Origin of the sequence: Caballeronia eucalypticola (assembly GCF_047608185.1) — a bacterium.
In the GTDB taxonomy this organism is placed as follows: Bacteria; Pseudomonadota; Gammaproteobacteria; order Burkholderiales; family Burkholderiaceae; genus Caballeronia.
In genome coordinates this window covers 111,161-136,107 of record NZ_JBLKRU010000012.1, presented here as the reverse complement: position 1 = coordinate 136,107, position 24,947 = coordinate 111,161, and the positions used below count along the sequence as shown (strand labels likewise).

The window sequence follows — 24,947 nt, the reverse complement described above, 5'->3', positions numbered from 1 at the left end:
GCGCCGCAGCACTGGGCGATGCACTATCCCACGCTGCCATGATTCGGGGACGCATCGTTATAATCGCTTGAATCCTTGGCGGTATTGTAGTGGCAGCCGTTACGACGCGCCGGAAGACCCTACGGGGGCCCTTCCAGCTGTCGATGCCGGCTTTGTCTGATTGGTATCCTGGAGAATGAACACATGAACTCGAAAATGATGACCCGCTTGACCGTAATCGCCGTCGCGGGCGCGCTCGTCGCCGGCTGCGCAACCCAGCAAGGCAATAACGCCGCCGTTGGCACGGGCATTGGTGCGGCCTCCGGCGCAGCGCTTGGCGCCATCTTTGGCGGCGGCAAGGGTGCGGCCATCGGCGCGGGCGTAGGCGCAGCGGCGGGCGGCATCACCGGCTACAACTGGCAGGCCATCAAGGGCAAGCTGACCGGCGCAACTCAGGGCACGGGCACGCAGGTAACGGAACAGCCGGATGGATCGCTGAAGGTCAACATCCCGAACTCGATTTCGTTCGATACCAACAGCTACGCCATCAAGCCCGGCTTCGCGCCAGTGCTCGACCAGGTCACGCAGACGCTCACGCAGCATCCCGAGCTGATCGCGCAAGTGGTTGGACATACGGACAGCACGGGTCAGCCGGCGTACAACCAGACGCTGTCGCAGAATCGTGCACAAAGCGTGGCTTCGTATCTGGCTAGCCACGGCGTGGCTGGTCAGCGTTTGTCGGCACAAGGCATGGGCCAGACCCAGCCTATCGCCGACAACAGCACTGAAGCTGGCCGTGCGCAGAATCGTCGCGTGGAAATCTATCTGCGCGCGACTGCACAGCCGGGGCAGGTTCAGTAAGACGGTTGGTTTACAGGGGGGATTGGCGCGGTAGTTGGGGTCGGAGATTCAATTCGTTTCAAGGCTGAATAGAGAACAGGCGGGGAACCCGCAGAAAACTCGCCGCCGACACGAAAATATTTGAAACTTTGCTCCAGCAGTCCGTGTCTGTATTAACGGTAGGTGGCTGGCTTTGCCGCCACGTACCATTCTCCTCTTGTCGTTGTTGCTCCGGGGCCGTTAATCCGTTAATCGCCCCGGTTTTTTTTCGTCTGGAATTTGGTGCGAGAGAGCGCTCGCCTACCCCGGCAGCCCTTGCCGCCCTTGGCCGAGTGCGAACGAAAGACGCGTGGCTGTTAGAATCGTGATTCGCTTTTTCACGCAATCACTGAATTCTTCAACCGCAGGGCCAGCGCCTCATGTCAGCACCCACCTCGTCACCATCCGTCTCCGCAGCGGCGTCAGCCACCCCAGGGCATCGCCGGATTCTTGTCACGTCCGCGCTCCCTTACGCGAACGGCCAGATTCACATTGGCCATATGGTCGAATATATCCAGACCGATATCTGGGTGCGCTCGCTGCGAATGCACGGTCACGAGGTCTACTACGTCGGCGCCGACGATACCCACGGCACCCCCATCATGCTGCGCGCCGAGCAGGAAGGCATCACGCCGAAGCAGTTGATCGAGCGCGTGGGGAAAGAGCACAAACGCGATTTTGACAGCTTCGGCATTTCCTTCGATAACTACTACTCCACCGACGCCGAAGAAAACCGCGTGCTGTGCGAATCCATCTACGGTTCACTGCAGGCGGCCGGGCTAATCGAAGCGCGCGATATTGAGCAAGCCTACGATCCGGTCAAGGAAATGTTCCTGCCCGACCGCTTCATCAAGGGCGAATGCCCGAAGTGCGGCGCGAAGGATCAATACGGCGATAACTGCGAAGTCTGCGGCTCGACGTATCAGCCGCTCGATCTCATCAACCCGTATTCGGTGGTGTCGGGCGCCACGCCCGTGCGGAAGACCTCGACGCACTATTTCTTCCGTCTCTCCGACCCGCGTTGCGAAGATTTCCTGCGCGGCTGGGTCAGCGGACTCGCGCAGCCCGAAGCCACGAACAAGATGCGCGAATGGCTCGGCGATAAAGGCGACGCCAAACTCGCCGACTGGGATATTTCGCGCGACTCGCCGTATTTCGGCTTCGAAATCCCCGGTGCGCCGGGCAAGTATTTCTACGTGTGGGTAGACGCGCCCGTGGGTTATTACGCCAGTTTCAAGAATCTGGCGGATGCGCGCGGCCTCGATTTCGAGGAATGGATCCGGCCGGGATCGAAGACGGAGCAGTATCACTTTATCGGCAAGGACATCCTGTATTTCCACACGCTGTTCTGGCCCGCGATGCTCGAGTTTTCCGGTCATCGCACGCCGACGAACGTGTTCGCTCACGGCTTTCTCACCGTCGATGGCGCGAAGATGTCCAAGTCGCGCGGCACGTTCATCACGGCGAAAAGCGTGATCGATACGGGCATCAACCCCGAGTGGCTGCGCTACTACTTCGCCGCGAAGCTGAACCACACGATGGAAGACATCGACCTGAATTTCGAGGATTTTCAGGCGCGCGTGAACAGCGATCTGGTCGGCAAATACGTGAATATCGCGAGCCGGGCGGCAGGGTTCCTGATCAAGCGTTTCGAAGGACGTGTGCTGGACAGCGCGATGGATCATCCCCTGCTGCTGCAATTGCGCGCCGCTGTGCCGCAAATCGCCGCGCTTTACGAGGCGCGTGAATACGGGCGGGCGTTGCGCACGACCATGGATCTCGCCGATACCGTCAACGCGTTCGTCGATACCGCCAAGCCATGGGATCAAGCCAAGGATGAAGCCAACGCCGCCGCGCTGCATGAAACGTGCAGCGTGAGCCTGGAAGCATTCCGCTTGTTGTCGCTGGCGTTGAAGCCGGTGTTGCCGATACTGGCGGAATCGGTTGAAGGTTTCTTGGGCATCGCGCCGCTGGCCTGGGCAGATGTCTCGACGCCGCTCAGTTCTTCGCAGCCGATCAACGCATACAAGCACTTGATGACGCGCGTCGATCCGAAGCAGATTGAAGCGTTGATTGCGGCAAACAAGGAATCGGTCGCGCCGGGGCAAGCGGTTGCTGCGGCGCCCGCTCCTGCTTCTTCGTCTAAGAAGGCAGCGAAGGTGAAGGAACCCGAAGCGGAAGGCGTGATTTCCATCGACGACTTCGCCAAGGTCGATCTGCGCATCGCGAAGATCGTGAATTGCACGGCGGTCGAAGGATCGGACAAGCTGCTACAACTGACGCTGGATATCGGCGAGGAAAAAACCCGCAACGTGTTCTCCGGCATCAAGTCGGCGTACCAGCCGCAGGACCTGATCGGGAAGTTCACGGTCATGGTTGCGAACCTCGCCCCACGCAAGATGAAGTTCGGGCTGTCGGAAGGCATGGTGCTCGCCGCTTCCGCTGAGGACGAAAAAGCCGAACCGGGCTTGTATATTCTTGAGCCGCACAGCGGCGCGAAGCCAGGCATGCGCGTGAAGTAAAAGTATTTGGATGGAACAAAACGTACAACCAAAGGCCGTATTCAACTCACGTTGAATACGGCCTTTTTCACGTTCATGCGGTCCGCAACCTACTTACCCTCTGTCGGACCGTTCCTTCGCGACCACGAATCGAAGCGCCGCGTGTAGAGCAGATCCATGCCCTGGAACGTGCCGCCGTATGCCGATATTGACCAGAACCGCGACAGGCTCAGCGTCGCCTTGATCGCATTGCTTGCCGATTGCAGACCCTGCTCATAACCGAGCACGAGCCGTTCATTAATTGCCTTCGACAACATCACGACTTGCGGATCGGTCAGTCCCACCTCACTCGTTCCGATAGAAAACTCGTCCAGCCCGAACGTCTGCGCAATCCGCTTGCCCTGCGAACTTCCAAGCAACGCAAGCGCATTCGTCATCGCACTCTGCTGGCCGATGTTGTTGCCCTGATCCGTGCCATGCCCGAACAGCAGCCACGATAACTTCTCGTTATCCGGCACGTTCGGCTCTGAGATCAGCTTGGCAACCGGCGACTGCACGGTGCCTGTCACCTGCACGCCGGCCTCGATTTCCTGATTGCGACGCATCGCGAGAATGTTGATGCCGGGGTTCGTGACCGGTCCGTTGAACGTGAAGAAGCCGTTTTCGATGCCCAGCTTCCGCCCGAACGCCGTATAGGTGGAACCCGGCGTCACGCGCACGTTGCCGACTGCCCGCAGCGGCATGTTCGGCGCGCTCATGGCGGTGATGGTGCCAGCCAAACCAAGGTCGGCGCCCGCGCCACGGAAGCGGAATTTCTGGCCAAGATTGATATCGATATTCGCGCGCGGCGCAAACGCGCCCACGGGCTTCTGGCCGGTCTCCACAACGTGCTGGTCCTCACCCTTCACCGTCCCGTCGGGACGCTCGACCACGACATCATCGCCCAGCGACGGCGCCGATTTTTCCGGCAGATCGAAGAGCGCTTTATCGACGGTGAACTTGCCATCGATTGCCATGCCGCCCTTCAGGCCCGCGTTCGCCACCGTTGCACTGCCCGACAACTGCAATTGCCGGTCAGGCGATGCAAATAGCTCGAGTTTGTCCGCGATGATGCTGGCGGTGAGGTCTGGCTGCTGCTGATCCAGCCGCACCTTGCCGGTCGCGCGCAACGTGCCGCTGGCGCCGTGAAACTCGACCTGCTGGAAATCGACAAGATTCTCCGACAACGCAATCCGGATCACGCCGTCCTTCAACTGCACGCCTTGATCGATGACCGTGACCGACAGCTTGTCGCCGGTCAGCATGCCAGAGACCGTCGGTTTCGCGACAATCCCCGCGATGGTCAGCTTGAGCCCGACCTGACCATCGAGCAGATAGGCCGGGCCGAACAGCCCGCCGGTCGTGCGCAGCGTTGGGACGTTTGCGTCAATCGATCCGCTCAGAGGCGCTTCGTCTGCGACCGTGAGCACGCCGTCGCGCGCAACCAGGTTCGTGTGGATGTTCGCATCGATCACGCCGATCCGTGTCGCCTGCGCGTGCACCGTCGCGTTGAGCCGATTGCCGCCCGTGAAGTCCGCGCGGGCGGTTATGTCCGTGATGCCGAGCGCCGCGACGCCGCGGGCTGCGTCGATGGAAACGTCGCCCGACCGCCGCTTCAGTTGCGCGTAGCCGGTTGCGGTGGCGCCGAGCGCGAAATTCCAGTCGCCGTCGAAGACCAGATCGGTCCTCGCGGGCGGCGGTCCGCCCTCCAGTTCCTGACGAATTTCCAGCAACCGCGCCACCGAGAGATTCGTCAACTGGCCAGCCGAACTGATACGCCCGCCATCGAGCGCGAACGATTTCAAGTTGAGCACCGCGCCTTCCGCCGATAACCGCGTCGCGCCCAGCGCCACGTGATTAGGCGCGTAGCTCACGGTAAGCGGCGCGTCGAGGTTAACGTTCGGCGTGCCCTTGTTCGATAAACGCGTCACCGTGCCGTCCCAATGCGCGCCGTCGCGCGCATCGGTCAGGCGGCCGTTTGCAGACAGCGTCAGGTTGACCGCGTTGCCGCGCACCTTGCCGACAGCGGTCGCGTTGAGCGTATGGTTGGCGCGCGTGCCGTTGAGGTTTGCATCCAGGCTTTGAAGATCGACGCCGTCGGCAGCGACATCGCGGGCCTGAAGCGTAAACACCAGCGCGCCGTTCGCGCCGTCGCGCGCTTCGGCCCGGCCTTCCGCATGGCCCACGCGATTCGCGCCGAACACCACGCTGTCAGCCTGATAGTTGGCCGCCAGATTTGGATGCGCGAAAGAACCGGTGATATCGCCATCGGCCTTGACGAGTCCTGCTAGTCCGAAGCCCAGGCGCTCGAGTTGCGGTGCATCGATACGAAAACGCAAGCGATCGCTCGGCGCACCGAAACTGCCGTTTAGATCGACGTTGTTACCCGCAACCGAAAGCGTTGCCGTGCTCGGCAGAATGCGCGTTCCCACGACCTGGATCGTGCCCGCGCCCGTGAGCGGCAGGTTGTCGTAGACGCTCTCGCCTAGCTTGAACTGAGCCTTGGTAGTCAGAGTGGGCGCGAGTACGCCCGCGGCCGACAGCGTGCCGTTCACACGGGCTTCAATAGGCCGGGATTTCGCCGCCGCCGGCTTCGGCTTTGCTGCAGAAGATCCCTTCGCCGGAGGCTTCGCGACCAGTTCGTCCGTCAGCAGCAGCGGATTGAAATCGATGAGCTTCGCCTTCAGGTCGTAGCTTGAATGAATGTCTTTTTGCAGCGCGCCGCTCAACTCTATACGGCCTTTTCCTACGCTCAGTTTTACGCCATCGAACGCGGTTTGTTTCGCGTCGAGCGTGACCTTGCCTTGCGCGCGCAACGCCGCTTTCGGATCGTTGAGATCCAGCGTGATGGTCTGCTTGTCGTTATCGAGATTAATGCCGATTGGACCGGCAAACTGCGTCGGACGGATGGTCGGCTCGATTGCGTTCAGATCAAGTTGCGCGACCTTCAAATCGAACTGGCCTGTTCCGCCCTTGAGCGTTCCACCGCCGGTGACGGTCGCGTCCTTCAGCAGCCGCACGTTCAGGTCGGAAATAATTTGCGCCGATGCATCGAGCTTCACGTTCGCGTGGGCATCGATTAACGGGAGCAGTTGCTTATCGACTGAACCGGGCTTCGCGTTCACGATCGATATCGGTCCGGTCACCACCAGCGCGTTCGGCGTAGCAGGATCGGGCTTCAGTTCCGTCCGCAACGCGAGGTCCGCGAACGGCGCGCTCGGGCTGAATGCCTGCGGATTGACGTGATCGATGGTCACCAGCGCGCGCTTGAGCGGCACGTCGCCGAACGGCGCCGCCTCAACGTGCGCCTGGCCCTTGAGTTTCAAGCCGCTGGCGTTGATATCGGCGGTGAGATTTTTCAGCGACCCCGTCAAATGCGCGGCGACCTGCACGGCTTCGCCGCTCACCTCGCCCGAATAACCGGCATCGCCCGTCAGCGGAAACGGGCGCGCGCCGCCGTCGAGTTTCAAAGCGGCCGTGATGGCGCCGAACGGCGTATCGAGACGCTGGATGCGTGCCTCGTGATGACGGCCATCGCTATGTCCGTCGAGCGCGAGCCGCGAGAATTCGGTGGTCGTCGCGCCTTCGTGGAGGCGCAGCTTGTCGAGCGTGACATCGCTGATGGCAAGCTGGAGCGGCAAGCGTAAATCCTTCGGCAACTCGGTCTTGCTGGTGTCTTTCGGCGAGGGCGCAATGCGTGCATCGACCGTCCCGACATGCAAGTAACCGATAGAAAAACGCAACGGCGCGCGCGTTAGTTCCCACTTGCCGGAAACCTCGTCCACGGCAATGTCCGTCCCATTGCCGTCCAGACTCTTCCAGTGCACATTGCGCAAGCGCAGGCCCGTCGCTATTGCGCCGCCGTCGAGCGTGCCGCTCAGCCGGCCGCCGAGCAACGACGTCGCCGCCTGCCACACGTAGCGCGTCCCGCGCTCACTGTTCACGGCGTACAGGATCATCGCGACACCGAGCGCGAAGCACAGCACAAGCACCAGCACAATGCCGCCGAGCCATTTCGCCAGGCGCCGCCAGCCGCCGCGACGCGGCTTCGGAGCCGGCGTTCCGTTTTCAGACGCGCCGTCCCCCCGGTCCTCGGAGGGGTCCGGTTGGTCTGCGGAGGATTGGCCGTTCTGGTCGCTCATGCTTGAAGGAACAATCGAAAAAATCCAGGCAAATTCATCAAAAGGCGATTCCAAGCGTCAGATACGGGCGGATGTCCCGGTTCTTGAAGCCATACGCGATATCCACGTTCACCGGCCCGACCGGACTGCGCCAGCGCACGCCCACGCCCGCGCCCGGCTCGAACACGCGCTCCTTCCAGGTGTCGGCGGCGGTGCCTATATCGAAGAACACCGCACCGCCCCAATCGTGTGAAAACCAGTGCTGGTACTCCGAGCTGCCGGTCATCAGGTACTTGGTCGGCAAGACGGAGCCATCGACGTCATTACCAATGCTCTGATACCCATAACCGCGCACCGAATTCGCGCCGCCGGCCCGGAACAGCAGCGACGCGGGCACGCCGTTCGAGCTGCCCGACGTGAACACCCCGCCGAACTCCGCGCGGAACACGAACAGGTCGCTCTTGCCGAGCGGCAGGTATTGCAGCAGGTTGGTGTAAATGCGGCCAAAGGTTTGATCGGTGAGAATGCCCTTCACCGCGAAGTCCGCTTCCGCCCGGATCAGGTTGCCCGAGCGCGGAAACAGCGGATCGTCCACGTTGCGTCGCACCCATTGCCACGTTGGCACGAGCGCACGCGCGGTCGAAGGCGGCGCGCCATTCTGCGTCAGCCGGTCGTCATAGAACAGCAGCGCAAACGTGGTGTCGATGTTCTGCAGCGAGCGGGTGCGCTGCACGCCCACGCGCGCGCTGTAAATGCGCGTGTCGGATACATTCGTGTTCGTGTACGAAGCCAGCACGCTGTTCACCCACGTGCGGCCGTCCGGTGGCATCGCGAGCTGGACCTGGCCGTATTGCTGGGTCTGATCCAGGCGGCCGGAGATGGTGAACGGATACGCCTTGCCGAAGGTATCGAGGTAACTGTAAGCGCCCTGGATGTGCGGACCGGTATCTGTCGCGTAACCCACGCCGTAGCGCACGCTGTTGTACGGATACTCGCTGACCTTCAGGTGCATCGGCGTTTCGTTCGGCTTGTTGACGTCGTTATCCGCGTCGATAGCCACTGACGCGTAATACGGCGTGTTCTGTAACTGCCGCTGCAACTCGTTCACGCGCGCGACGTCGTAGGTATCGCCGGGATGAATCCGGTTCACATTGTGAATGATCTTTTCCGGATAACGCCGGACGCCGCTGATGTCGAGTTGGCCGAAGGTGAAGGTCGGGCCGCTATCGAATGTCACCGACAAATCCGCTATGTGCGTCCGCGGATTCACCCGCGCCTTCGATTGCGAGATTTTCGCGCCGAGATACCGGCGTGCCTGCAGCGCTTTGAGCGCGGCATTCTTCGCGTCGTCCCACGCGTTTTGCGAGAACGGATCGCCTTCTTTCACCGAAAACGCGAGCCGCGCGGCATTTTCCTGCGCGGGGTCTTCAGTCGTGATTGCACCCTTGAACGTCAGCGAAACGGAAGCGATCTTGGTCTGCGGACCGGGATCGACGCTGATCGTGATGGATTTTTTATCGCCGTCATGTTTCACGTCGGTTCGCACGATTGGCGAGAAATAACCATCGGTCGCGACCAGATCGCGGACTTCCTGCGGCGTCGCCGTGACCAGGAAGTCGAATTGTTCGTCGCTGATGTCGTCACGCTTCTTGAAACGCGACAAATCCAGATGGTCTTTCAACAACGACCGGACGCTGCGCGGCGCGTCGATATCGACATCGTATTTCGCGTGCGCGGGCTGGGCGACGGCAAATAATGCCAGCGCATGGAGCGACCAGACGACACGGCGCACGAGTGAACACCACCACGCACGGGAAGGCGCCTTCGACGACGCGATGACCGGCGGCTTCAGCCGCCGGTCATCGGCTTGCCCGCGCTTGAAGCGCAGCGGATCAAACAGGCGCCCCGCCAAACGTGACCTCCGGGGTTGAATTAATGGGACTGCGTGGTGAGACGGGACAGCCGGCGTTCGCTGACGAATCGATGCCGGCTCGATGCCGGCGCGGTGTTGCACACACGCCGAGCGCCATTCCAGCAGGCGCTATTTCACCACATCGGCGCGGCCGGCTGTCCCAAAAGGCGACAGGTTGGACGATCGGACAGCATTCGGCCCATCGCCGCCCCGTTTAATCCCACCACTTCCGAAAATGGCAGAGGTGCGCCTTGGACGGCTCCGTGCAGAGCTTGTTCCGCCCTGCTTCAAAAATTGACATCGTTTTGTCATTGAATATCGTTGCCGGCATGGTCGCGCCAATAGCCCGATTGGCCGATGTGTCCGGTTATCCGCTCCGCTGCCTGACGCTTGCGGTAAAATCGCGATGAATCACGGCGGGAACTCATGGCAGCATTTGCCTGGAGACTCCGCCGCGCCCGTTTTCGAATCGCTCTGAGCCAACGGAAGTCGAATCATGTACCTGTCGGACATCACCCAGTTCATCAATCAGATGAAAGAGCAGAAACCGTCGCTCGAAGCAGAGCAGCGCAAGGGCCGTGCGCTGCTGTGGGACAAGCAGCCTATCGACCTCGATGAGCGCTCGGAAATCAAGACATCGCGAGTCGAACAAACGCCCTACGTTTATTACCAGAACTTCTGAACGTGAGTGCCGCCCGCGAGGCGCCGCAAGCTCCGGAGCGTTCGGGACACCCCGGGCATCCGGGCAAGGATGATCGCGCCGCGGCGCTAGCCGCGCCCGCGACCGACTCCACGCCGAACACCATTGACGGCGTGGCGTTTGCGCATTTGTACGGCGAACCGCTCTGGAAGCTGCCGACCGACCTGTATATCCCGCCGGACGCGCTCGAGATTTTCCTCGAAGCGTTCGAAGGTCCGCTCGACTTGCTGCTGTACCTGATCCGCAAGCAAAATTTCAACGTTCTCGACATCCCGATGGCCGACGTGACCCGTCAGTACCTGGGCTACGTCGACCAGATTCGCGAATCCAACCTGGAGCTCGCGGCGGAATACCTGTTGATGGCGGCCATGCTGATCGAGATCAAGTCGCGCATGCTCCTGCCGGTGAAAAAGGCGGATACGGGCGAGGACGCGGAAGATCCGCGCGCCGAACTCGTGCGGCGCTTGCTGGAATACGAGCAGATGAAGCTCGCCGCGCAGCGCCTGGATCACCTGCCGCAACTGGGCCGCGACTTCCTGCGGGCAGAGGTGTACGTCGAGCAGAGTTCGGCGCAACGCTTTCCGGAGGTCGATGCAAATGACCTGCGCGCCGCCTGGGCCGACGTCATCAAGCGCGCCCGGCTGGTCGAGCATCACAAGATCTCGCGCGAGGAATTGTCGGTGCGCGAGCACATGAGCACAATCCTGCGACGCCTGCAGAATGCCCGCTTCATGGAATTCGGCGACCTCTTCGACGCGTCGTGTGGTGTTCCCGTCGTGGTGGTGAATTTCATCGCGATGCTGGAACTGTCGCGTGAAGCGCTGATTGAAATCACTCAGGCCGAGCCGTATGCGCCCATCTACGTGAGACTCGCGTATTCGCCGGCTTAAAGTTCCGTGGCGCGGCCTTCCGTGGCCCGTTGGCAGCGCAAGAGCGGCGCCGCGCCCTTCCCCTTTCTTTCGCCTTGGAGCAGCGTTTTCAAGCTGCCCGCCAGGAGACACCCGCTAGATGAAAGTCATCAGCTCGATCCATGAACTGCGCGACCAGTTGCGCGGCCAGAACCGAACCGCCTTTGTGCCGACCATGGGTAATCTGCACGAGGGCCACTTGTCGCTCATGCGGCTCGCGCGCCAGCATGGCGATCCGGTGGTTGCCAGCATTTTCGTGAACCGGCTGCAGTTCGGGCCGAACGAAGACTTCGATAAATACCCGCGCACGCTGCAGGACGACATCGAAAAGCTGCAGTCCGAGAACGTGTACGTGCTGTTCGCGCCGACCGAAGCCGATCTTTATCCAGAGCCGCAGCAGTATCGCGTTCATCCGCCGACCAATCTGGGCGACATCCTGGAAGGCGAATTCCGCCCGGGTTTCTTCCAGGGCGTGTGTACCGTCGTGATGAAGCTGATGTCGTGCGTGCAGCCGCGCGTGGCTGTCTTCGGCAAGAAGGATTATCAGCAGCTGATGATCGTGCGGCAGATGTGCCACCAGTTTGCATTGCCTACGGAAATCATCGCGGCTGAAACCGTGCGCGACGCCGACGGCCTGGCGCTCAGCTCGCGCAATCGCTTCCTGCAAGCAGCCGAGCGCGCCGAGGCGCCCATCCTCGCAAAAACGCTGAATCGCGTACGCGACGCGGTATTGGCGGGCAATCGCGACTTTGCATCGATAGAAAAAGAAGCCGTGGAATCGCTCGCACAGCGTGGCTGGCAGCCTGATTACATCGCGGTGAGAAGGCGTGTGGACCTGCTGCCGCCCGGCCCGGCCGATACCGCGACCCCGCTCGTCGTGCTCGCCGCCGCGAAACTGGGCACGACGCGCTTGATCGATAACCTGGAAATTTGAACGAAGTTTGAGAGAGAAACGGATGCAGCGAACGCTTTTGAAATCGAAGATTCACCGCGCCACGGTGACGCATTGCGAATTGCACTACGAAGGCTCGTGCGCCATCGACGAGGATTTGCTGGAGGCCGCGAACCTGGTAGAAAACGAGCAAATCGACATCTGGAACGTGAACAACGGCGAGCGCCTCACGACCTACGCTATCAAAGGCGAGCGCGGCAGCGGGATGATTTCGCTGAATGGATCGGCCGCACGACGGGCGCAACTGGGCGACCTGGTGATCATTGCCGCGTTCGCGCTGGTCGATGAGGCGGAACTAAAGGCAGGCTGGAAGCCGGATCTCGTGTTCGTCGATGAAAAGAACCGCATCAAGGGAAACCGCGATCACGTGCCCACGCAGAACTGGACCTGAATCGGGCACGGCGCAAGACAAGACGCAAAAACGCCGGTTGGCTGTCACAGTCAACCGGCGTTTTTTTATAGGCGTCGGGGTCGCCACCATCAACTTCTACTTCTTCGACACCCACTCAATAATCGGCTGCCATTGCTCGATATCCTTCTCCACCCGGCTTTTGGCGACGTCCCAGATGGTCAGCCCGTGCGCCGCGACCTGCACATAGTTCTGCGTATCGCGGATAAAACCCAGCACCGGCAGGTCAAGCCCTTCCACGAACCGATGCAACTGATCCGCTGATTTCGTCCGCGCGTCCACCCGCATACCCACCACGCCGACTTCGATGGTCCCCTTGCGTATGGCCTTCTCTTTCTGCAGCCGTTCGAGGAATTCCTGCGTGGCGAGGATATCGAACATGGATGGCTGCAACGGCACGATCACCTTGTCCGCCAGTTCCAGCGCCAGCGCGAGACGGGTGCCGTGAATCCCGGCAGGCGTGTCGATAATCGCCTTCTCCAGCCCTTTGGGCGGCTTCGACGGCGCGTCCACGTTTGTTTTCCACTCTTCTATCTTCGGCAGCGTGTCCGGGCGCAAGCCCAGCCAGCCGTGGGCTGACTGCTGCTTGTCCAGGTCCGCGAGCGCGACCCATTCGCCGTTCGCCGCAAAATAACCAGCCAGATTCGTGGACAGCGTGCTCTTGCCCACGCCGCCCTTCGGATTCGCCACCACGATCACCGTCATAGGTTCAATCCACGCGTTGTCGGCCGCGCCCGACACCGGACAATCCCGGCGTGCTGTAAGCGCTGCATTAAGTGAAAAGTTCGAGCCGTTGATACTATCGGATTTGCCAATTTCAATCCATGCGCGTCAACAACGCCGCTTAACTTCAAGGACTCCGCAACATGGCCGCACTGCGCCCCGACATCACCCTTGACTCTTTGCGCGAACGCCAGCGCGGTTGCCTGCCGGATCTGCTCGGCGTGGAAGTGGTATCGCTGGAAAGCGGCACGCTCACCGGCAAACTGACCGTCCGCCCCGAATTGCTTGCGCCGAACGGCTTCCTGCACGCAGCGACGGTGATCGGGCTCGCCGATACCTGCTGCGGCTACGCCTGCATCGCCCATTTGCCCGAGGGCGCGAAGAATTTTACAACCGTCGAACTGAAGAGCAATCACGTGGGGACAGCGCGCGACGGCGTCATCACGGCAAAGGCGACAGCCGTTCACCTGGGCCGCAGCACGCATGTGTGGGACGCGATCGTGACGAACGGCGAGGGCAAGACCATCGCGTTATTTCGATGCACGCAGATGATCTTGTATTGACCTGGCGCCGCGGCAAGCGAGATCGCGCGCGTCGTTCAGGCGAACATCGCGCCGATAGCGTCAAGATCCAGCGATTGACCGAGCGTATCGGCCAGACGGTCAAGCGATGCCTCTCGCAGCGCCGGGTAGTCGAGCGCCTCGGCATTGCGCAGACCCGCCCATGCGAGCAGCGCCGCGCAGGCTTCGGGCGTGTCGAAGATGCCGTGCAGATAAGTTGCGGCGATCTGGTTATCGGCGGAAATCGCGCCGTCCGGACGCTCGCCGTCGAGCATGACGGCAGGCCGGGCGAGCGCTGCGCCCGTCGTGCGGCCCATATGAATCTCGTAGCCTCGCACGGGCGCTGGAGTAGCGCCAGCGCTTAAGGTCAACCGGCCGGTAACGTTGTCCAGCAGCTTGTCCGCCGTCAGCGTGGTGTCGAGTTCCAGCAAGCCCAGCCCGTTCGCTCGGCCTGCTGGTCCTTCGAACCCCTGCGGATCATCCACCGTGCGACCCAGCATCTGCATGCCGCCGCAGATGCCCAAGACCTTGCCGCCGTATCGAAGATGCCGCTCGATCGCGCGATCCCAGCCGTTTTCACGCAGCCACGCCAGGTCACGCTGCACGCTTTTTGACCCCGGCAGCACGATCAGATCAGCCGATGGCGGCGCTGTCCCCGCACGAACGTAGGAGAAATCGACCTGCGGGTGCGCGCGCAAGGCGTCGAAGTCCGTGTGATTGCTGATGCGCGGCAACGCGGGCACGATCACCTTCAACACTTCGCCGCCGGCATCGCCCCGCGTGCGCAACTGGCTCGGCAACATGTCTTCTGCATCCAGCGTCAGGCCATGCAGATAAGGCACCACGCCCAGCACCGGCTTGCCGGTCTGCACTTCAAGCCAGTCGAGACCGGGCTGCAACAGGCTGATATCGCCACGAAAACGGTTGATCACGAAACCGCGAATCCGCGCCCTTTCCGTCTCCGATAAACACGCGAGCGTCCCCAGCAAATGCGCGAACACGCCGCCGCGGTCGATATCCGCCACCAGCACCACCGGGCAATCCACGCGCTCGGCAAACCCCATGTTGGCGATATCGCGGTCTCGCAAGTTCACCTCGGCCGGGCTTCCCGCGCCTTCCACGATGATCGCGTCAAAACGCTGCTGAAGCCGGGCGTACGAGGCGAGAACGGCATCGAAGGCGATGGTTTTGTACTCGTGATACGCCCGGGCATCCAGATTCGCGTGCGCGTGGCCGTGGATGATCACCTGAGCGCCGCGATCGCTGGTCGGCTTGAGCAGCACGGGATTGAAGTCGATTTCCGCATCGACGCCCGCCGCGATCGCCTGCAGCGCCTGAGCGCGGCCAATCTCCCCGCCGTCCACGGTCACCGCGCTGTTCAGCGCCATGTTCTGCGGCTTGAACGGCGCGACCCGCATGCCGCCGCGCCGCGCGAGCCGGCACAGGCCCGCGACCAGCGTGCTCTTGCCGGCATCGGAGGTCGTGCCCTGGATCATCAGCGTGCCGCGCGGTGCGAATTGCATGGGGGTGTCCGTCGTCATCGGATTCATTGGTTCTGCGGGAAGCCGCTATGGTAGCGCCCGCCGGTACAATATTGCGATGACTTCACCCGACCTTACTTTCATTCTCGGCGGCGCGCGCTCGGGCAAGAGCGCTTACGCCGAGCGGCTCGCCGCCGACAGCGGTTTGCCCGTTACCTACGTGGCAACGGCGCGGATTGGCGATGCCGAATTTGCCGCGCGCGTGGAACAGCATCGCGAACGCCGGCCGGCGCATTGGGCGCTGGTCGAAGCGCCGCTCGATCTGGGCGGCGTGTTGCGCGAATTGGATCGCGAAGGTCATGTGGTGCTGATCGACTGCCTGACGTTGTGGCTCGCCAATCTATTGTTCCCAGCCGACGGAAGCACGCCCGACGGCCCGCCGTTGCAAGCATTCAGCGACTTCGACGCGACGCTATCGCAAGTGCGCGGCAAGGTGATCGTGGTGAGCAACGAGATCGGCCTGGGCGTGGTGCCCATGGGGTCGGTGACGCGCCTTTACGTCGATGAACTCGGCCGGCTCAACCAGCGCGTCGCCGCCGCGAGCACGCACGTGACCATGATGGTCGCCGGCCTGCCGCTCGTGCTCAAAGGCTGACATGCTGCTGCTCTCCTTCTACGTCACGGCGATGCTCGCCATTGCCGGCGTCGTGATCGACCGGATTTTCGGCGAACCGGCTACGCGGCATCCGCTGGTTGCGTTCGGGCGGCTTGCTACGCGCATCGAAGCAAAGATGAATACGGGTTTCCGGGCACGGCCGGCGGGCATTCTCGCGTGGTTGCTGGCCGTCGTGCCGCCGGTGCTGGTGAGCTGGATTCTCGTGAGCGCGCTGCCGTTCGCCGCCGCGTGCGCCGTGCATGTCGCGCTGCTGTGGTTCTCGCTCGGCGCGAAGAGCTTGCGCGATCACATCGCGCCCATCGCCCGCGCGCTCGGGCTTGGCGACTTGGCCGCCGCGCGAAAGCTGACGGCGCGGATCGTCTCGCGCGACACCACGAATGCCGATGAAGCCGCGCTGTCCCGCGCCGCCGTGGAATCGGCGCTGGAGAACGGCAACGATGCAATTTTCGGCGCGCTGTTCTGGTTCGTGATCGCAGGCGGACCGGGCGCGCTGATGTTCCGCCTTGCCAACACGCTCGACGCGATGTGGGGTTATCGGACGCCGCGTTACTTGCGTTTCGGTTGGGCCGCCGCCCGTTTCGACGATGTCCTCAACTTCGTGCCCGCGCGGCTCACGGCGGCGAGCTATGCCCTGATGGGCGACACCCGCACGGCGTGGCGCTGCTGGCGCACGCAAGCGCCGCTGTGGGACAGCCCGAACGCGGGGCCGGTGATGGCGGCCGGCGCGGGGAGCCTGAACGTGCTGCTCGGCGGTTCGGCGATCTACCACGGCACGCTGGAAACGCGGCCCGTACTTGGTTTCGGCATGACCGCCGCACCAGTGCATGTGGTGGCGGCGCTTCGGCTGGTTGAACGCACGACGCTGCTCTGGCTCGCGATACTTCTAGTGTTGGCTTTCACGGGCGTGGGGGTCCATGGCTGAACCTATCCGGCATGGCGGGAATCTACGGGAAGCTGCGCATCGGTACGACATTGCGCTGGGCGACTGGCTGGATTTATCGACGGGGATTAATCCGCGTGCGTATCCGGTTCCGCCTGTGCCAATGGACGCATGGCGCCGTTTGCCCGAAGACGGCGATGGTCTCGCCGAGCTTGCCGCGCGCCACTACGGCGCACCGGCGGCGCTGCCGGTTGCGGGTAGCCAAGCTGCGATTCGTGCGTTGCCGGGCTTGTTCCAGCCTGGCGTTGCGGCGGTCGCGCCGTTGACTTATAGCGAATACGCGCCTGCGTTCGAACGCGCCGGGCATCGAATCGTCGGCCTTGACGCCGCATCATCAAAGCTGAACGACGATATCGATTATGTGATCGTTGCGAATCCTAACAATCCTGCGACCGACCTGATTGCCCGCGATGTTCTGCTTCATTGGCACAAGCAATTGGCGGCGCGCGGCGGCACGCTGATCGTTGACGAAGCATTCGCCGATGCCTACGGCGATGCAGCCACGTCGTTGGCATCGGAGAGTGGGCGGGAGGGGCTGGTCGTGCTGCGCTCGGTCGGCAAGTTTTATGGGTTGGCCGGGATTCGCGCGGGGTTTGTCCTCGCGGCGGCCCCCTTGCGCGATGCGCTTTCAGAAACGCTCGGTGCGTGGACAGTAAGCGGTCCGGCGCGACACGCGGTGCAGGCCGCGTTCGCTGATCTTTCATGGCAAGCGGAGACTCGCTCTACGCTGGCTCGCGATAGCGCAAGGCTGGCAACGTTAGTCCGCAATCAAGGTTTCGATTCTCACGCGACGCCGCTTTTTGTTTGGTTCGAGACCGATCAAGCGGCGGCGTTGCAGCACGCTTTGGCCACGCGCGGAATCTGGACGCGGCTCTTCGAGCGTGGCGCGCTGCCGAGTTTGCGAATCGGGTTGACGGGATCTCAAGAGGAATGGGCGAGGTTTGAGGAGGCGTTTAAGGCTTCCGTTGCAACGATCCGCTGAGCGATTGAATGACGCATCCAAACCAACCCACCTCAATGACTTTGCGCCACTTCCTCACGCTGACCTTCACCATTGCTGCGATATTTGCATCGGCCCAAGCAAAAGCCGAAGCTCTCACTGTCACCGACGACTCCGGCGCCACCGTCACCCTCACCGCCCCCGCACAGCGCATCGTGAGCCTTGCACCGCACGTCACCGAACTCCTGTTCGCGGCAGGCGGCGGCGCGCGCGTAGTCGGTGCGGTCAGCTATAGCGACTATCCTCCGCAAGCCAAAACCATCCCGCGTGTCGGTGATAACAAATCGCTCGATCTCGAACGCATCGTCGCGATGAAGGCCGACCTGATCGTCGTCTGGCGTCACGGCAACGCAATGCGCCAGATCGACAGATTGCGCGAACTGCATGTGCCGCTGTTTTTCAGCGAGCCGCACAAGCTCGACGATATCCCCGTCACCATCGATAAACTCGGCGTTCTGCTGGGGACATCGGCGGAGGCGAATAAGGCGTCGAAAGCGTTCCGCGACAACATCGCCGGCTTGCGGACGCGTTACGCAAATCGCCCGCCGGTGAGCGTGTTTTATCAGGTCTGGGACGACCCGCTGATGACGCTCAACGGGACGCACATCATTAGTGAAGTGATCGATTTATGCGGCGGCCACAACGTGTTCAACGATCTTAAACCGCTGGTGCCGACCATCTCGACTGAAGCCGTGCTGGCAGCTAATCCCGAAGCGATTGTGACGGCCACGCCGGGCGCGACAAGCTCGGAACATGCGTTGCCGTCGCTGGATGCGTGGCGCAAATGGCCATCGATCAAAGCCGTCGCGCGCAACAATTTGTTCGGTATCGATGGTGACCTGATCAACCGGCCGACACCGCGTCTCGCGCTCGGCGCGACTGCGTTATGCGAAGACCTCGAAGTCGCCAGAACACGACGCCCGAAGTAACGCGTCAGGCGTTCCAGCGCACCAGCAGCCATTCATTGCGCACGCGTTTCAACCAGACGATCGCACCGAAATCCAGCGGCCATTGAATTGCGTTCGCGCGCGGGACGCCGAGTAGATGGCCAGTTAGTACACGTATGACGCCGGCATGCGTTACGGCGTGAATTGGGGCGGTGGAATCGGCACAACAAACGGAATCGAACCAGGCAATCACCCGCGCGGCGAACTGCGCGACGCTCTCGCCGCCATGCTCGCGCGCGTGTTCAAGATCCGCTGCCCAGGCATCGAGCATCGCCCGATCGAGGCCGTCCCAGCGCTGCCCTTCCCAAGCGCCGAAATCGAGTTCCTGCAAACGTGGATCGGCTTGAATGGGACTGAGCGCTTCGGCAAGCAAGCGGCATCGGCTTAACGGACTTGTGTGCCAAAAGCCCTCAACCGCAGGCACTTTCAGCAGCGCCAACTTGTCACTGAGCACGCGCGCGGAAACGGCCGCATCGGCTAGAAGCGGGACATCGGTGCGGCCATAACAAATCCCGGTGTCGATACCAACAGCAGGATGGCGAATCAGGACGAGATCCATCCGAGTCCAATGAGGTAGATAGCGAGTTCAAAGATCTGCTGCGCAAAGCCGAGGCAATCGCCGGTATAACCGCCGATGCGCTTGACGAAGTAACGTCCCATGGCAAAACGCAGCACACCAAGCGCCACGATCATCACGCATCCAAGCCGCCAGTCAGGCCAGAAAAGCCACGGCAATCCGAATAAAGCGGCTAACAGGAACGCGCTCGCGCTCATCTTCTGCGCGACAGGTTTTGCCTTGCCTTCGGCGCGTACATAGTCGAGGGTGCAGAGATAGCTGATCGCAAACGTGCGGCTTGCCGCATGCGCCGCGACGATCATCCATGCGGTGCGCAGCGGCAACATCGTGGCCAATGTCTGCCATTTCAGCGCCAGCGCGACGATCAACGCAATCGCGCCGAATGCGCCGATCCGCGAGTCGTGCATGATGCGCAACACGTCCTCGCGCGTGTAGGCGCCGCCGAAGGCATCGGCGCTATCGGCGAGGCCATCTTCGTGAAACGCGCCGGTGACCAGCAGCGTTGCCGCCATCGACAACAACACGGCCACTCCCGCCGGAAACACCTGAATCGCAGCGAGATAAACGATCGCGCCGAGGCCGCCGACCAGCGCGCCGATCAACGGAAAATAGCGAGCCGCCGCGTTCAGATAATGCGCTTCGAAACCGACCCAACGCGGTACCGGCACGCGGGTGAAATACCCGAGCGCCGTGAAGAAATAGCGGAGTTCCTGCGATGGCCGGTTCATGACGGAATCACACGGCCTTGTCGGAGACACCAGCCGATTCGAAGCTCGCCATTTCGTTGATGAACGCCACGGCCGCGCGCAACAAAGGCAATGCAAGCGCGGCGCCCGTGCCTTCGCCGAGACGAAGCCCAAGTTGCAACAAAGGCGCAGCGTTGCAATGCTCCAGCATGCGCCGGTGCCCCATCTCATCCGATGCATGCGCAAACACGCAGTAGTCGAGCACGGCGGGGTTTAGCGCATGAGCCACAAGCAATGCCGACGTCACGATAAAACCATCGACGAGAATCGTCATGCGCGCTTCAGCCGCCGCGAGGAATGCACCCACGATCATCGCGATTTCAAAGCCGCCGAAAGTGGCCAGCGTATCGAGCGGATTGGTCGATGCCGCGTGTTTCTCCAAAGCCGCAGCAAGCACATCGCGCTTGTGCTTCAGGCCGGCGTCGTCGAGGCCGGTGCCGCGACCCACGCAGGCATCGATCTCGACGTTGCAGATCCGGCTCATCAAACACGCTGCAGCCGAAGTATTCGCGATCCCCATCTCGCCGAAGCCGATCACATTGGTCCCGAGCGCCGCGTGAAAACGCACGCGCGCGGCGCCGTGCTCGATGGCTTGCAACACTTCGTCGCGCGTCATCGCCGGTTCGTGTGCGAAGTTGCGCGTACCGCCACGCCGGATCGCTGCATCGACGAAACCAGCCGCTGGTGGCGACGCACTCGCCACACCCGCATCCACCACTTCGAGCGTCATGCCCGCCGCCTTCGACAACGCATTGATCGCCGCCCCGCCCGCGATGAAATTCGCGACCATCTGCACGGTGACTTCCTGCGGGAACGGACTCACGCCTTCGGCCGCGATGCCGTGATCGCCAGCAAAAACAATGATTGCCGGACGCTCGATGCGCGGCTTCAAAGTCCGCTGGATCAGCCCGATTTGCAACCCAAGCGATTCGAGCCGCCCAAGACTGCCGGGCGGTTTTGTCTTTGTATCGATGACATGTTGCAGCTCGGCCGCCATCGATCGATCGAGCGGTTCAGGACGGGGAAGTGTGTCGTTCATAGTCATGTTCAGGGTTGTCTTTGACGCATCACGGGCACGAGCGCCTCGTGACCGTCCTGCTGGATGAGAGTAAGCGGATAACCGAATGCGGCGCCAGCACGCTCGGGCGTGAGGACATCGCGGACGGGGCCGGCGTGCGCGTGGCCGGCGCCATCGAGCAGCAAAGCGTGCGTGGCGAAACGCCGGGCAAGGTTCAGATCGTGACACGAGAAAATCACGCTGCGTTGTTTCGAGCGGACCCATCGGCTCAACGCTTCAAGGCAATCGATCTGGTGATGCAGGTCGAGATGCGCAAGCGGTTCATCGAGCAATAAAAGCGGTGCGTCCTGGCACAAGGTTGCCGCGAGCGCCACGCGCTGGCGTTCGCCGCCGGAGAGCGAGAGGACATCGCGTGAAGCGAAATCAGCGAGGCCGAGCGTATCGAGCGCCGCGTGCGCAGCCGCACGGTCCGCATCGGTTTCCCAGCCCCAGCCGGTGAGATGCGGAAAGCGGTTGAGCATGACGGTGCCCAGAACGGTGGCGCTGAATGCATCGTGCGTAGCTTGCGGCATCAACGCGCGGCGGCGGGCGAGTTCGCTCGCGCCCCACGCGGTCAACGCGCGTCCATCGAGTGAAATCGCATGCGATGCCGCCTTCGATACCCCCGCCATCGCCGCAATCAAGGTCGTCTTGCCCGCACCGTTCGGACCGGCGATGCACCACAGTTCGCCGGGCGCGAACGTCAGCGTGAGATCCTGGATCAACACACGTTTGCCTGCACGCAGCGTAAGTTGGCTGAGCTGAAGTCCATTCATCGCGCGCGCCTGAGGAGCATCCACAAGAACACCGGCACGCCGATCAGCGCGGTAATGACGCCCACCGGCAACTGCGCCGGCGCGATCACCGTCCGCGCGATCAGGTCCGCTCCCATCACGGCCAGCCCGCCAGCAAGCGCCGATGCAGGCAGCAGCATGCGTTGATCGTTGCCGAACGCGAGCCGCAACACATGCGGCACCACGAGGCCGATAAAACCAATGGTCCCGGCCGTCGTCACCGCCGCGGCCGCCGCCAGCGACGCCACCAGATACACGCGCAATCTCAACTGCACGACCCGCACGCCCAGCGCTTCGGCCGCGACATCGCCACGTAGCAAGACGTTGAGCTGCGGCGCGACCGGCACGATCGCGACCAACGCGATCACGAGCGCGATCAACGCGGTCCACGGCATCGCGACGCCGTTCAGGTCGCCGGTCAGCCAGAACACCATGCCGCGCAAGCGATTCTCGGGCGCAACCGCGAGCATGAGCGTGATCAACGCGCCCCACCCCGCCGCGATCACCGCGCCGGTCAACAGCAATCTAGGCGATGTGTCCTGCGGTTCGCCGCGCCACAACTCGCGCCGGGCGAGGCCGAGTACAAGCAGTATCGATAAGAACGCGCCTGTGAACGCGGCAACATCGACGCTCCACCACGAGAAGGAGAACAACATCGCGGCGAGCGCGAACGCGGCTGCGCCGCCCGATACGCCAAGCACATACGGTTCAGCCAGCGGATTGCGCAGCAGGACCTGTAGCAGCGCGCCGGCCATGCCAAGCAAGGCACCCGCCGCAAAGCCGCCGAGCGCGCGCGGCAAGCGCAGGCTGAGCACGATTTCATCGATCACGTCAGTCGACCGGGACGCAAGTGCCTGCATCACGCGCAGTGGCGAGACGGCGATACTGCCCAGCGCCAGCGACGCCACGAATACAACGAGCGCGGCCAGACCCAGCACGGTCCAGACCATGAATGCGCGCTGGGCGTTCATGCGCTTAACGTTCACAGATGGTGTCGTCCGAACGAAAACGCGGCGCCGGAACGCGGCAGGTTGTACGGGTGCGCAAACTGATGATCCTTGATGAAGAGTTCGTCCAAATAGAAGATAAGCGCATTAACCCACGGAATGGCAAACCCACGAGACAATCGAACGATTGCTGCTGAACGGATGGTACAGATCGTGGGAGATTGAAGCACGATGGATAACCACAGCCGTTCCTGTTGAAGACCTGCGCCGCCCCGCCAACCAGATTCGATCTAACCAGCGCCGGCACTCCTACATAAACATAAGCAAGTGTCCGCTGCGGCCGTTGTGCTGCATCACATCCCGCGGATTGTCGGCCTCATGCCATCGATCCCACATCAGCCTGCTCCTCGCTCAAGGACAGCATTGAACTCACGGACGTCATTTTTCGAGTGGTGAAATGGGTCGGGCAACGCACACCCGGACCGGCTTGCAACTTGCGTTGTAGTCGCTTACCGTTGCGGGGGCAGCGAAGATTGGCTCGTCTGTTCCCTGTCTTTTCCCTGCTTCCCGCTTCACTGCGCGTAGGCAGACCCCTGCGAGCACCGGGGTGGCGGGAGTGTAAAAGCGGCACAATGGCCCGTCAAGAAAGCGGCACAACGCAGGCGTAAAGACTGTCCTTGCCGTTGTTCGATTATTCGATTTACCCCTGTTTTCATAGGCTCCCGCGCGATATTCCGACAAACGCTCGCACGCCTGAATGAATAGGAAAATGACTCCCTGTAAAACGTTTCCCCTTACAAATAAAGGGCCGCGCCCATGCTTTGAAGACTGATTGCTGTTACGTCTGGAAACGAACCAATTTTCTGAAGCGCCTGAGAAGCGCGCTAAAATGCGAGGTCTTAAGAGGACGCAGCACATGCTCAACGAACTCGAATCACTGTCACAGAATATCGGCCGGCTGATCAAGATTAGCGAACGCCATCATCAAGCTCAGAACGCGCTGGCCCAGCAACTCGAACAGTTGCGCGCCGACCATGCCAACACGCAGGGCGAACTTGCGGCCGTGCGCGAAGAACGCGACGCACTGATCGCGGAGCGTGACTCGCTGTCGGCGAAGATCGAGGACGCACAGATTCGCCTCAACGCGATTCTCGAGAAATTACCGCGTGCGAAAGCTGCACCTGAGCCGGATAACCAGCTTGCCCTTTTGCCTCCCGATGGCGGCATCGAACCGGATACCGTCGACACGGCGCACGGTGCGTTGCATGAAGAATCACACCATCACGGAGAAAAGGCATGACGACGAAACAGATCGAGGTATCCATTCTCGGCGCGCCTTATCGGCTTGCGTGTTCTCCGGAAACGGAAGGTGCATTGCGCGAAGCGGTGGCACGCGTAGATGCGGAAATGTCGAAAGTGCGAAGCGCAAGCAGCGTGCGCGGCACGGACCGGATCGCGGTGATGGCGGCGTTGTCGCTGGCGTCGGAATTGCTCAAGTTGCAAAACAGCGTGCGTCACGGCGAAGCGTTCCCGGCCGAAGAAATTCGCCGCACCATGCATCAAATGAACGAACAACTCGGCGTCGTGATTTCACAATACGAAGCGCAATAGGTGTGCAGTGGTTGTCGAGGTAGTTGCTGGGATTGCTTTATATGCTTGACGCTCGAGCTAGCATGCGAATGTTATTTTATTGCTTGAATTCGAGCACATTTCCATGGCGTTGTGCATCGCGCTGCGCATCGTCTTCATGCATTTAACAAATTCATCGGTCAACACGAAGTTTTCCCGGATCATTGCTGCATCGTCTCGTTGATTGGTGTAAAGTGACTGCTCCCTGCCTGGTTTGCCAAGGTCATATATTCCTTGAACCAATGCCATTGTGCACGGTTGTGGGACCTTGTAGCACTGGCGAGCGCGTCACTCTGTCTGATGAGCCCAAAGTGTTGCTTACTGCGACCAATCTTGAACCCAGGTTCAGGATGCCGGCCTAGCGGCTTGGGCGGGGACCTTTTTAGCGGCATGCGTAACTTACGCACGTTTGCAAGCGGTTGAGTTGACTGAATGGACTAACGGCGCTGGAGCTTCTCCGGCGCCGTTTT

At 61.7% G+C, this 24,947-nt stretch carries 22 protein-coding genes and 1 other RNA gene; 14 read left to right on the top strand and 9 right to left on the bottom strand.

Annotated elements, in window-relative coordinates; translation table 11 throughout:
* The first annotated feature begins 183 nt into the window (after positions 1 to 183).
* Positions 184 to 840: an OmpA family protein gene (locus ACMX25_RS16445; RefSeq protein ID WP_414951054.1), complete on the top strand. Its 657-nt coding sequence runs from the start codon at positions 184 to 186 to the stop codon at positions 838 to 840.
* Between the two features lie 398 nt (positions 841 to 1,238).
* Positions 1,239 to 3,380: a methionine--tRNA ligase gene (metG, locus tag ACMX25_RS16440; RefSeq protein ID WP_414951052.1), complete on the top strand. Its 2,142-nt coding sequence runs from the start codon at positions 1,239 to 1,241 to the stop codon at positions 3,378 to 3,380.
* 89 nt (positions 3,381 to 3,469) lie between these two features.
* On the opposite strand, the gene ACMX25_RS16435 is transcribed toward metG, so the two are convergent.
* Both ACMX25_RS16435 and ACMX25_RS16430 read right to left on the bottom strand, forming a co-directional pair.
* Entirely contained in the window at positions 3,470 to 7,540 is a 4,071-nt protein-coding gene (locus ACMX25_RS16435; protein ID WP_414951051.1) for a translocation/assembly module TamB domain-containing protein, read from the bottom strand.
* A gap of 37 nt (positions 7,541 to 7,577) precedes the next feature.
* Positions 7,578 to 9,311 (bottom strand): autotransporter assembly complex protein TamA, encoded by a 1,734-nt coding sequence (locus tag ACMX25_RS16430; RefSeq protein ID WP_414951110.1) that lies wholly within the window; start codon positions 9,309 to 9,311, stop codon positions 7,578 to 7,580.
* Positions 9,312 to 9,924: 613 nt separating this feature from the next.
* Here ACMX25_RS16430 and ACMX25_RS16425 point away from each other — a divergent pair.
* The 4 genes from ACMX25_RS16425 (at position 9,925) to panD (ending at position 12,382) form a co-directional block, all read left to right on the top strand.
* A complete protein-coding gene (locus ACMX25_RS16425) occupies positions 9,925 to 10,113 on the top strand; it encodes a DUF3460 family protein (RefSeq protein ID WP_414951109.1) in 189 nt (62 codons plus the stop codon).
* Positions 10,114 to 10,115: 2 nt separating this feature from the next.
* Positions 10,116 to 11,021 (top strand): segregation and condensation protein A, encoded by a 906-nt coding sequence (locus ACMX25_RS16420; RefSeq protein WP_414951050.1) that lies wholly within the window; start codon positions 10,116 to 10,118, stop codon positions 11,019 to 11,021.
* Between the two features lie 118 nt (positions 11,022 to 11,139).
* Positions 11,140 to 11,973, top strand: a complete 834-nt coding sequence (gene panC / locus ACMX25_RS16415; protein ID WP_414951049.1) for a pantoate--beta-alanine ligase — start codon at positions 11,140 to 11,142, stop codon at positions 11,971 to 11,973.
* 22 nt (positions 11,974 to 11,995) lie between these two features.
* Positions 11,996 to 12,382 carry an aspartate 1-decarboxylase gene (panD, locus tag ACMX25_RS16410; RefSeq protein WP_047896052.1) on the top strand — a complete coding sequence of 129 codons (387 nt, stop codon included), beginning with the start codon at positions 11,996 to 11,998 and terminating at the stop codon, positions 12,380 to 12,382.
* Between the two features lie 96 nt (positions 12,383 to 12,478).
* Here the strand turns inward: panD and ACMX25_RS16405 are convergent, their stop codons facing one another.
* Entirely contained in the window at positions 12,479 to 13,105 is a 627-nt protein-coding gene (locus tag ACMX25_RS16405) for a ParA family protein (RefSeq protein ID WP_414951048.1), read from the bottom strand.
* Between the two features lie 161 nt (positions 13,106 to 13,266).
* Between ACMX25_RS16405 and ACMX25_RS16400 the strand changes: the two genes are divergently transcribed.
* Positions 13,267 to 13,686: a PaaI family thioesterase gene (locus ACMX25_RS16400; RefSeq protein WP_414951047.1), complete on the top strand. Its 420-nt coding sequence runs from the start codon at positions 13,267 to 13,269 to the stop codon at positions 13,684 to 13,686.
* A 35-nt stretch (positions 13,687 to 13,721) separates the two neighbouring features.
* Here ACMX25_RS16400 and ACMX25_RS16395 read toward each other — a convergent pair whose 3' ends face one another.
* Positions 13,722 to 15,206, bottom strand: a complete 1,485-nt coding sequence (locus tag ACMX25_RS16395) for a cobyric acid synthase (protein ID WP_414951046.1) — start codon at positions 15,204 to 15,206, stop codon at positions 13,722 to 13,724.
* A 76-nt stretch (positions 15,207 to 15,282) separates the two neighbouring features.
* On the opposite strand from ACMX25_RS16395, the gene cobU reads away from it, so the two are divergent.
* Genes cobU through ACMX25_RS16375 form a run of 4 tightly spaced genes read left to right on the top strand, consistent with a single transcriptional unit; the run spans position 15,283 to position 18,709 of the window.
* Positions 15,283 to 15,819, top strand: a complete 537-nt coding sequence (gene cobU / locus ACMX25_RS16390) for a bifunctional adenosylcobinamide kinase/adenosylcobinamide-phosphate guanylyltransferase (protein ID WP_414951045.1) — start codon at positions 15,283 to 15,285, stop codon at positions 15,817 to 15,819.
* Between the two features lies 1 nt (position 15,820).
* Positions 15,821 to 16,762: an adenosylcobinamide-phosphate synthase CbiB gene (cbiB, locus tag ACMX25_RS16385; protein ID WP_414951044.1), complete on the top strand. Its 942-nt coding sequence runs from the start codon at positions 15,821 to 15,823 to the stop codon at positions 16,760 to 16,762.
* A complete protein-coding gene (gene cobD / locus ACMX25_RS16380; RefSeq protein ID WP_414951042.1) occupies positions 16,755 to 17,762 on the top strand; it encodes a threonine-phosphate decarboxylase CobD in 1,008 nt (335 codons plus the stop codon). Before cbiB ends, cobD begins: the two co-directional genes overlap by 8 nt.
* 8 nt (positions 17,763 to 17,770) lie before the next feature.
* The gene (locus ACMX25_RS16375) at positions 17,771 to 18,709 is read left to right on the top strand and encodes a cobalamin-binding protein (protein ID WP_414951041.1); all 939 of its coding nucleotides are present in this window, start codon (positions 17,771 to 17,773) and stop codon (positions 18,707 to 18,709) included.
* A gap of 4 nt (positions 18,710 to 18,713) precedes the next feature.
* On the opposite strand, the gene cobC is transcribed toward ACMX25_RS16375, so the two are convergent.
* The 5 genes from cobC to ACMX25_RS16350 are packed head-to-tail and all read right to left on the bottom strand — an operon-like array spanning position 18,714 to position 22,872.
* Positions 18,714 to 19,286, bottom strand: a complete 573-nt coding sequence (gene cobC, locus ACMX25_RS16370) for an alpha-ribazole phosphatase family protein (protein ID WP_414951040.1) — start codon at positions 19,284 to 19,286, stop codon at positions 18,714 to 18,716.
* A complete protein-coding gene (locus ACMX25_RS16365; protein WP_414951039.1) occupies positions 19,271 to 20,032 on the bottom strand; it encodes an adenosylcobinamide-GDP ribazoletransferase in 762 nt (253 codons plus the stop codon). Before ACMX25_RS16365 ends, cobC begins: the two co-directional genes overlap by 16 nt.
* 7 nt (positions 20,033 to 20,039) lie before the next feature.
* Positions 20,040 to 21,095, bottom strand: coding sequence for a nicotinate-nucleotide--dimethylbenzimidazole phosphoribosyltransferase (gene cobT / locus ACMX25_RS16360; protein WP_414951038.1), 1,056 nt, complete (start codon positions 21,093 to 21,095; stop codon positions 20,040 to 20,042).
* Positions 21,096 to 21,097: 2 nt separating this feature from the next.
* Positions 21,098 to 21,883, bottom strand: a complete 786-nt coding sequence (locus ACMX25_RS16355) for an ABC transporter ATP-binding protein (RefSeq protein WP_414951037.1) — start codon at positions 21,881 to 21,883, stop codon at positions 21,098 to 21,100.
* Complete coding sequence (locus tag ACMX25_RS16350; RefSeq protein WP_414951036.1) at positions 21,880 to 22,872, bottom strand: FecCD family ABC transporter permease; 993 nt, start codon at positions 22,870 to 22,872, stop codon at positions 21,880 to 21,882. Before ACMX25_RS16350 ends, ACMX25_RS16355 begins: the two co-directional genes overlap by 4 nt.
* An 892-nt stretch (positions 22,873 to 23,764) precedes the next feature.
* Between ACMX25_RS16350 and ACMX25_RS16345 the strand changes: the two genes are divergently transcribed.
* The 3 genes from ACMX25_RS16345 (at position 23,765) to ssrS (ending at position 24,858) form a co-directional block, all read left to right on the top strand.
* Complete coding sequence (locus ACMX25_RS16345) at positions 23,765 to 24,148, top strand: ATPase (RefSeq protein WP_414951035.1); 384 nt, start codon at positions 23,765 to 23,767, stop codon at positions 24,146 to 24,148.
* Positions 24,145 to 24,459 carry a cell division protein ZapA gene (locus tag ACMX25_RS16340; protein WP_158936365.1) on the top strand — a complete coding sequence of 105 codons (315 nt, stop codon included), beginning with the start codon at positions 24,145 to 24,147 and terminating at the stop codon, positions 24,457 to 24,459. Before ACMX25_RS16345 ends, ACMX25_RS16340 begins: the two co-directional genes overlap by 4 nt.
* Positions 24,460 to 24,676: 217 nt before the next feature.
* A non-coding RNA gene (gene ssrS / locus ACMX25_RS16335) (6S RNA) lies at positions 24,677 to 24,858 on the top strand.
* Positions 24,859 to 24,947: the final 89 nt, after the last annotated feature.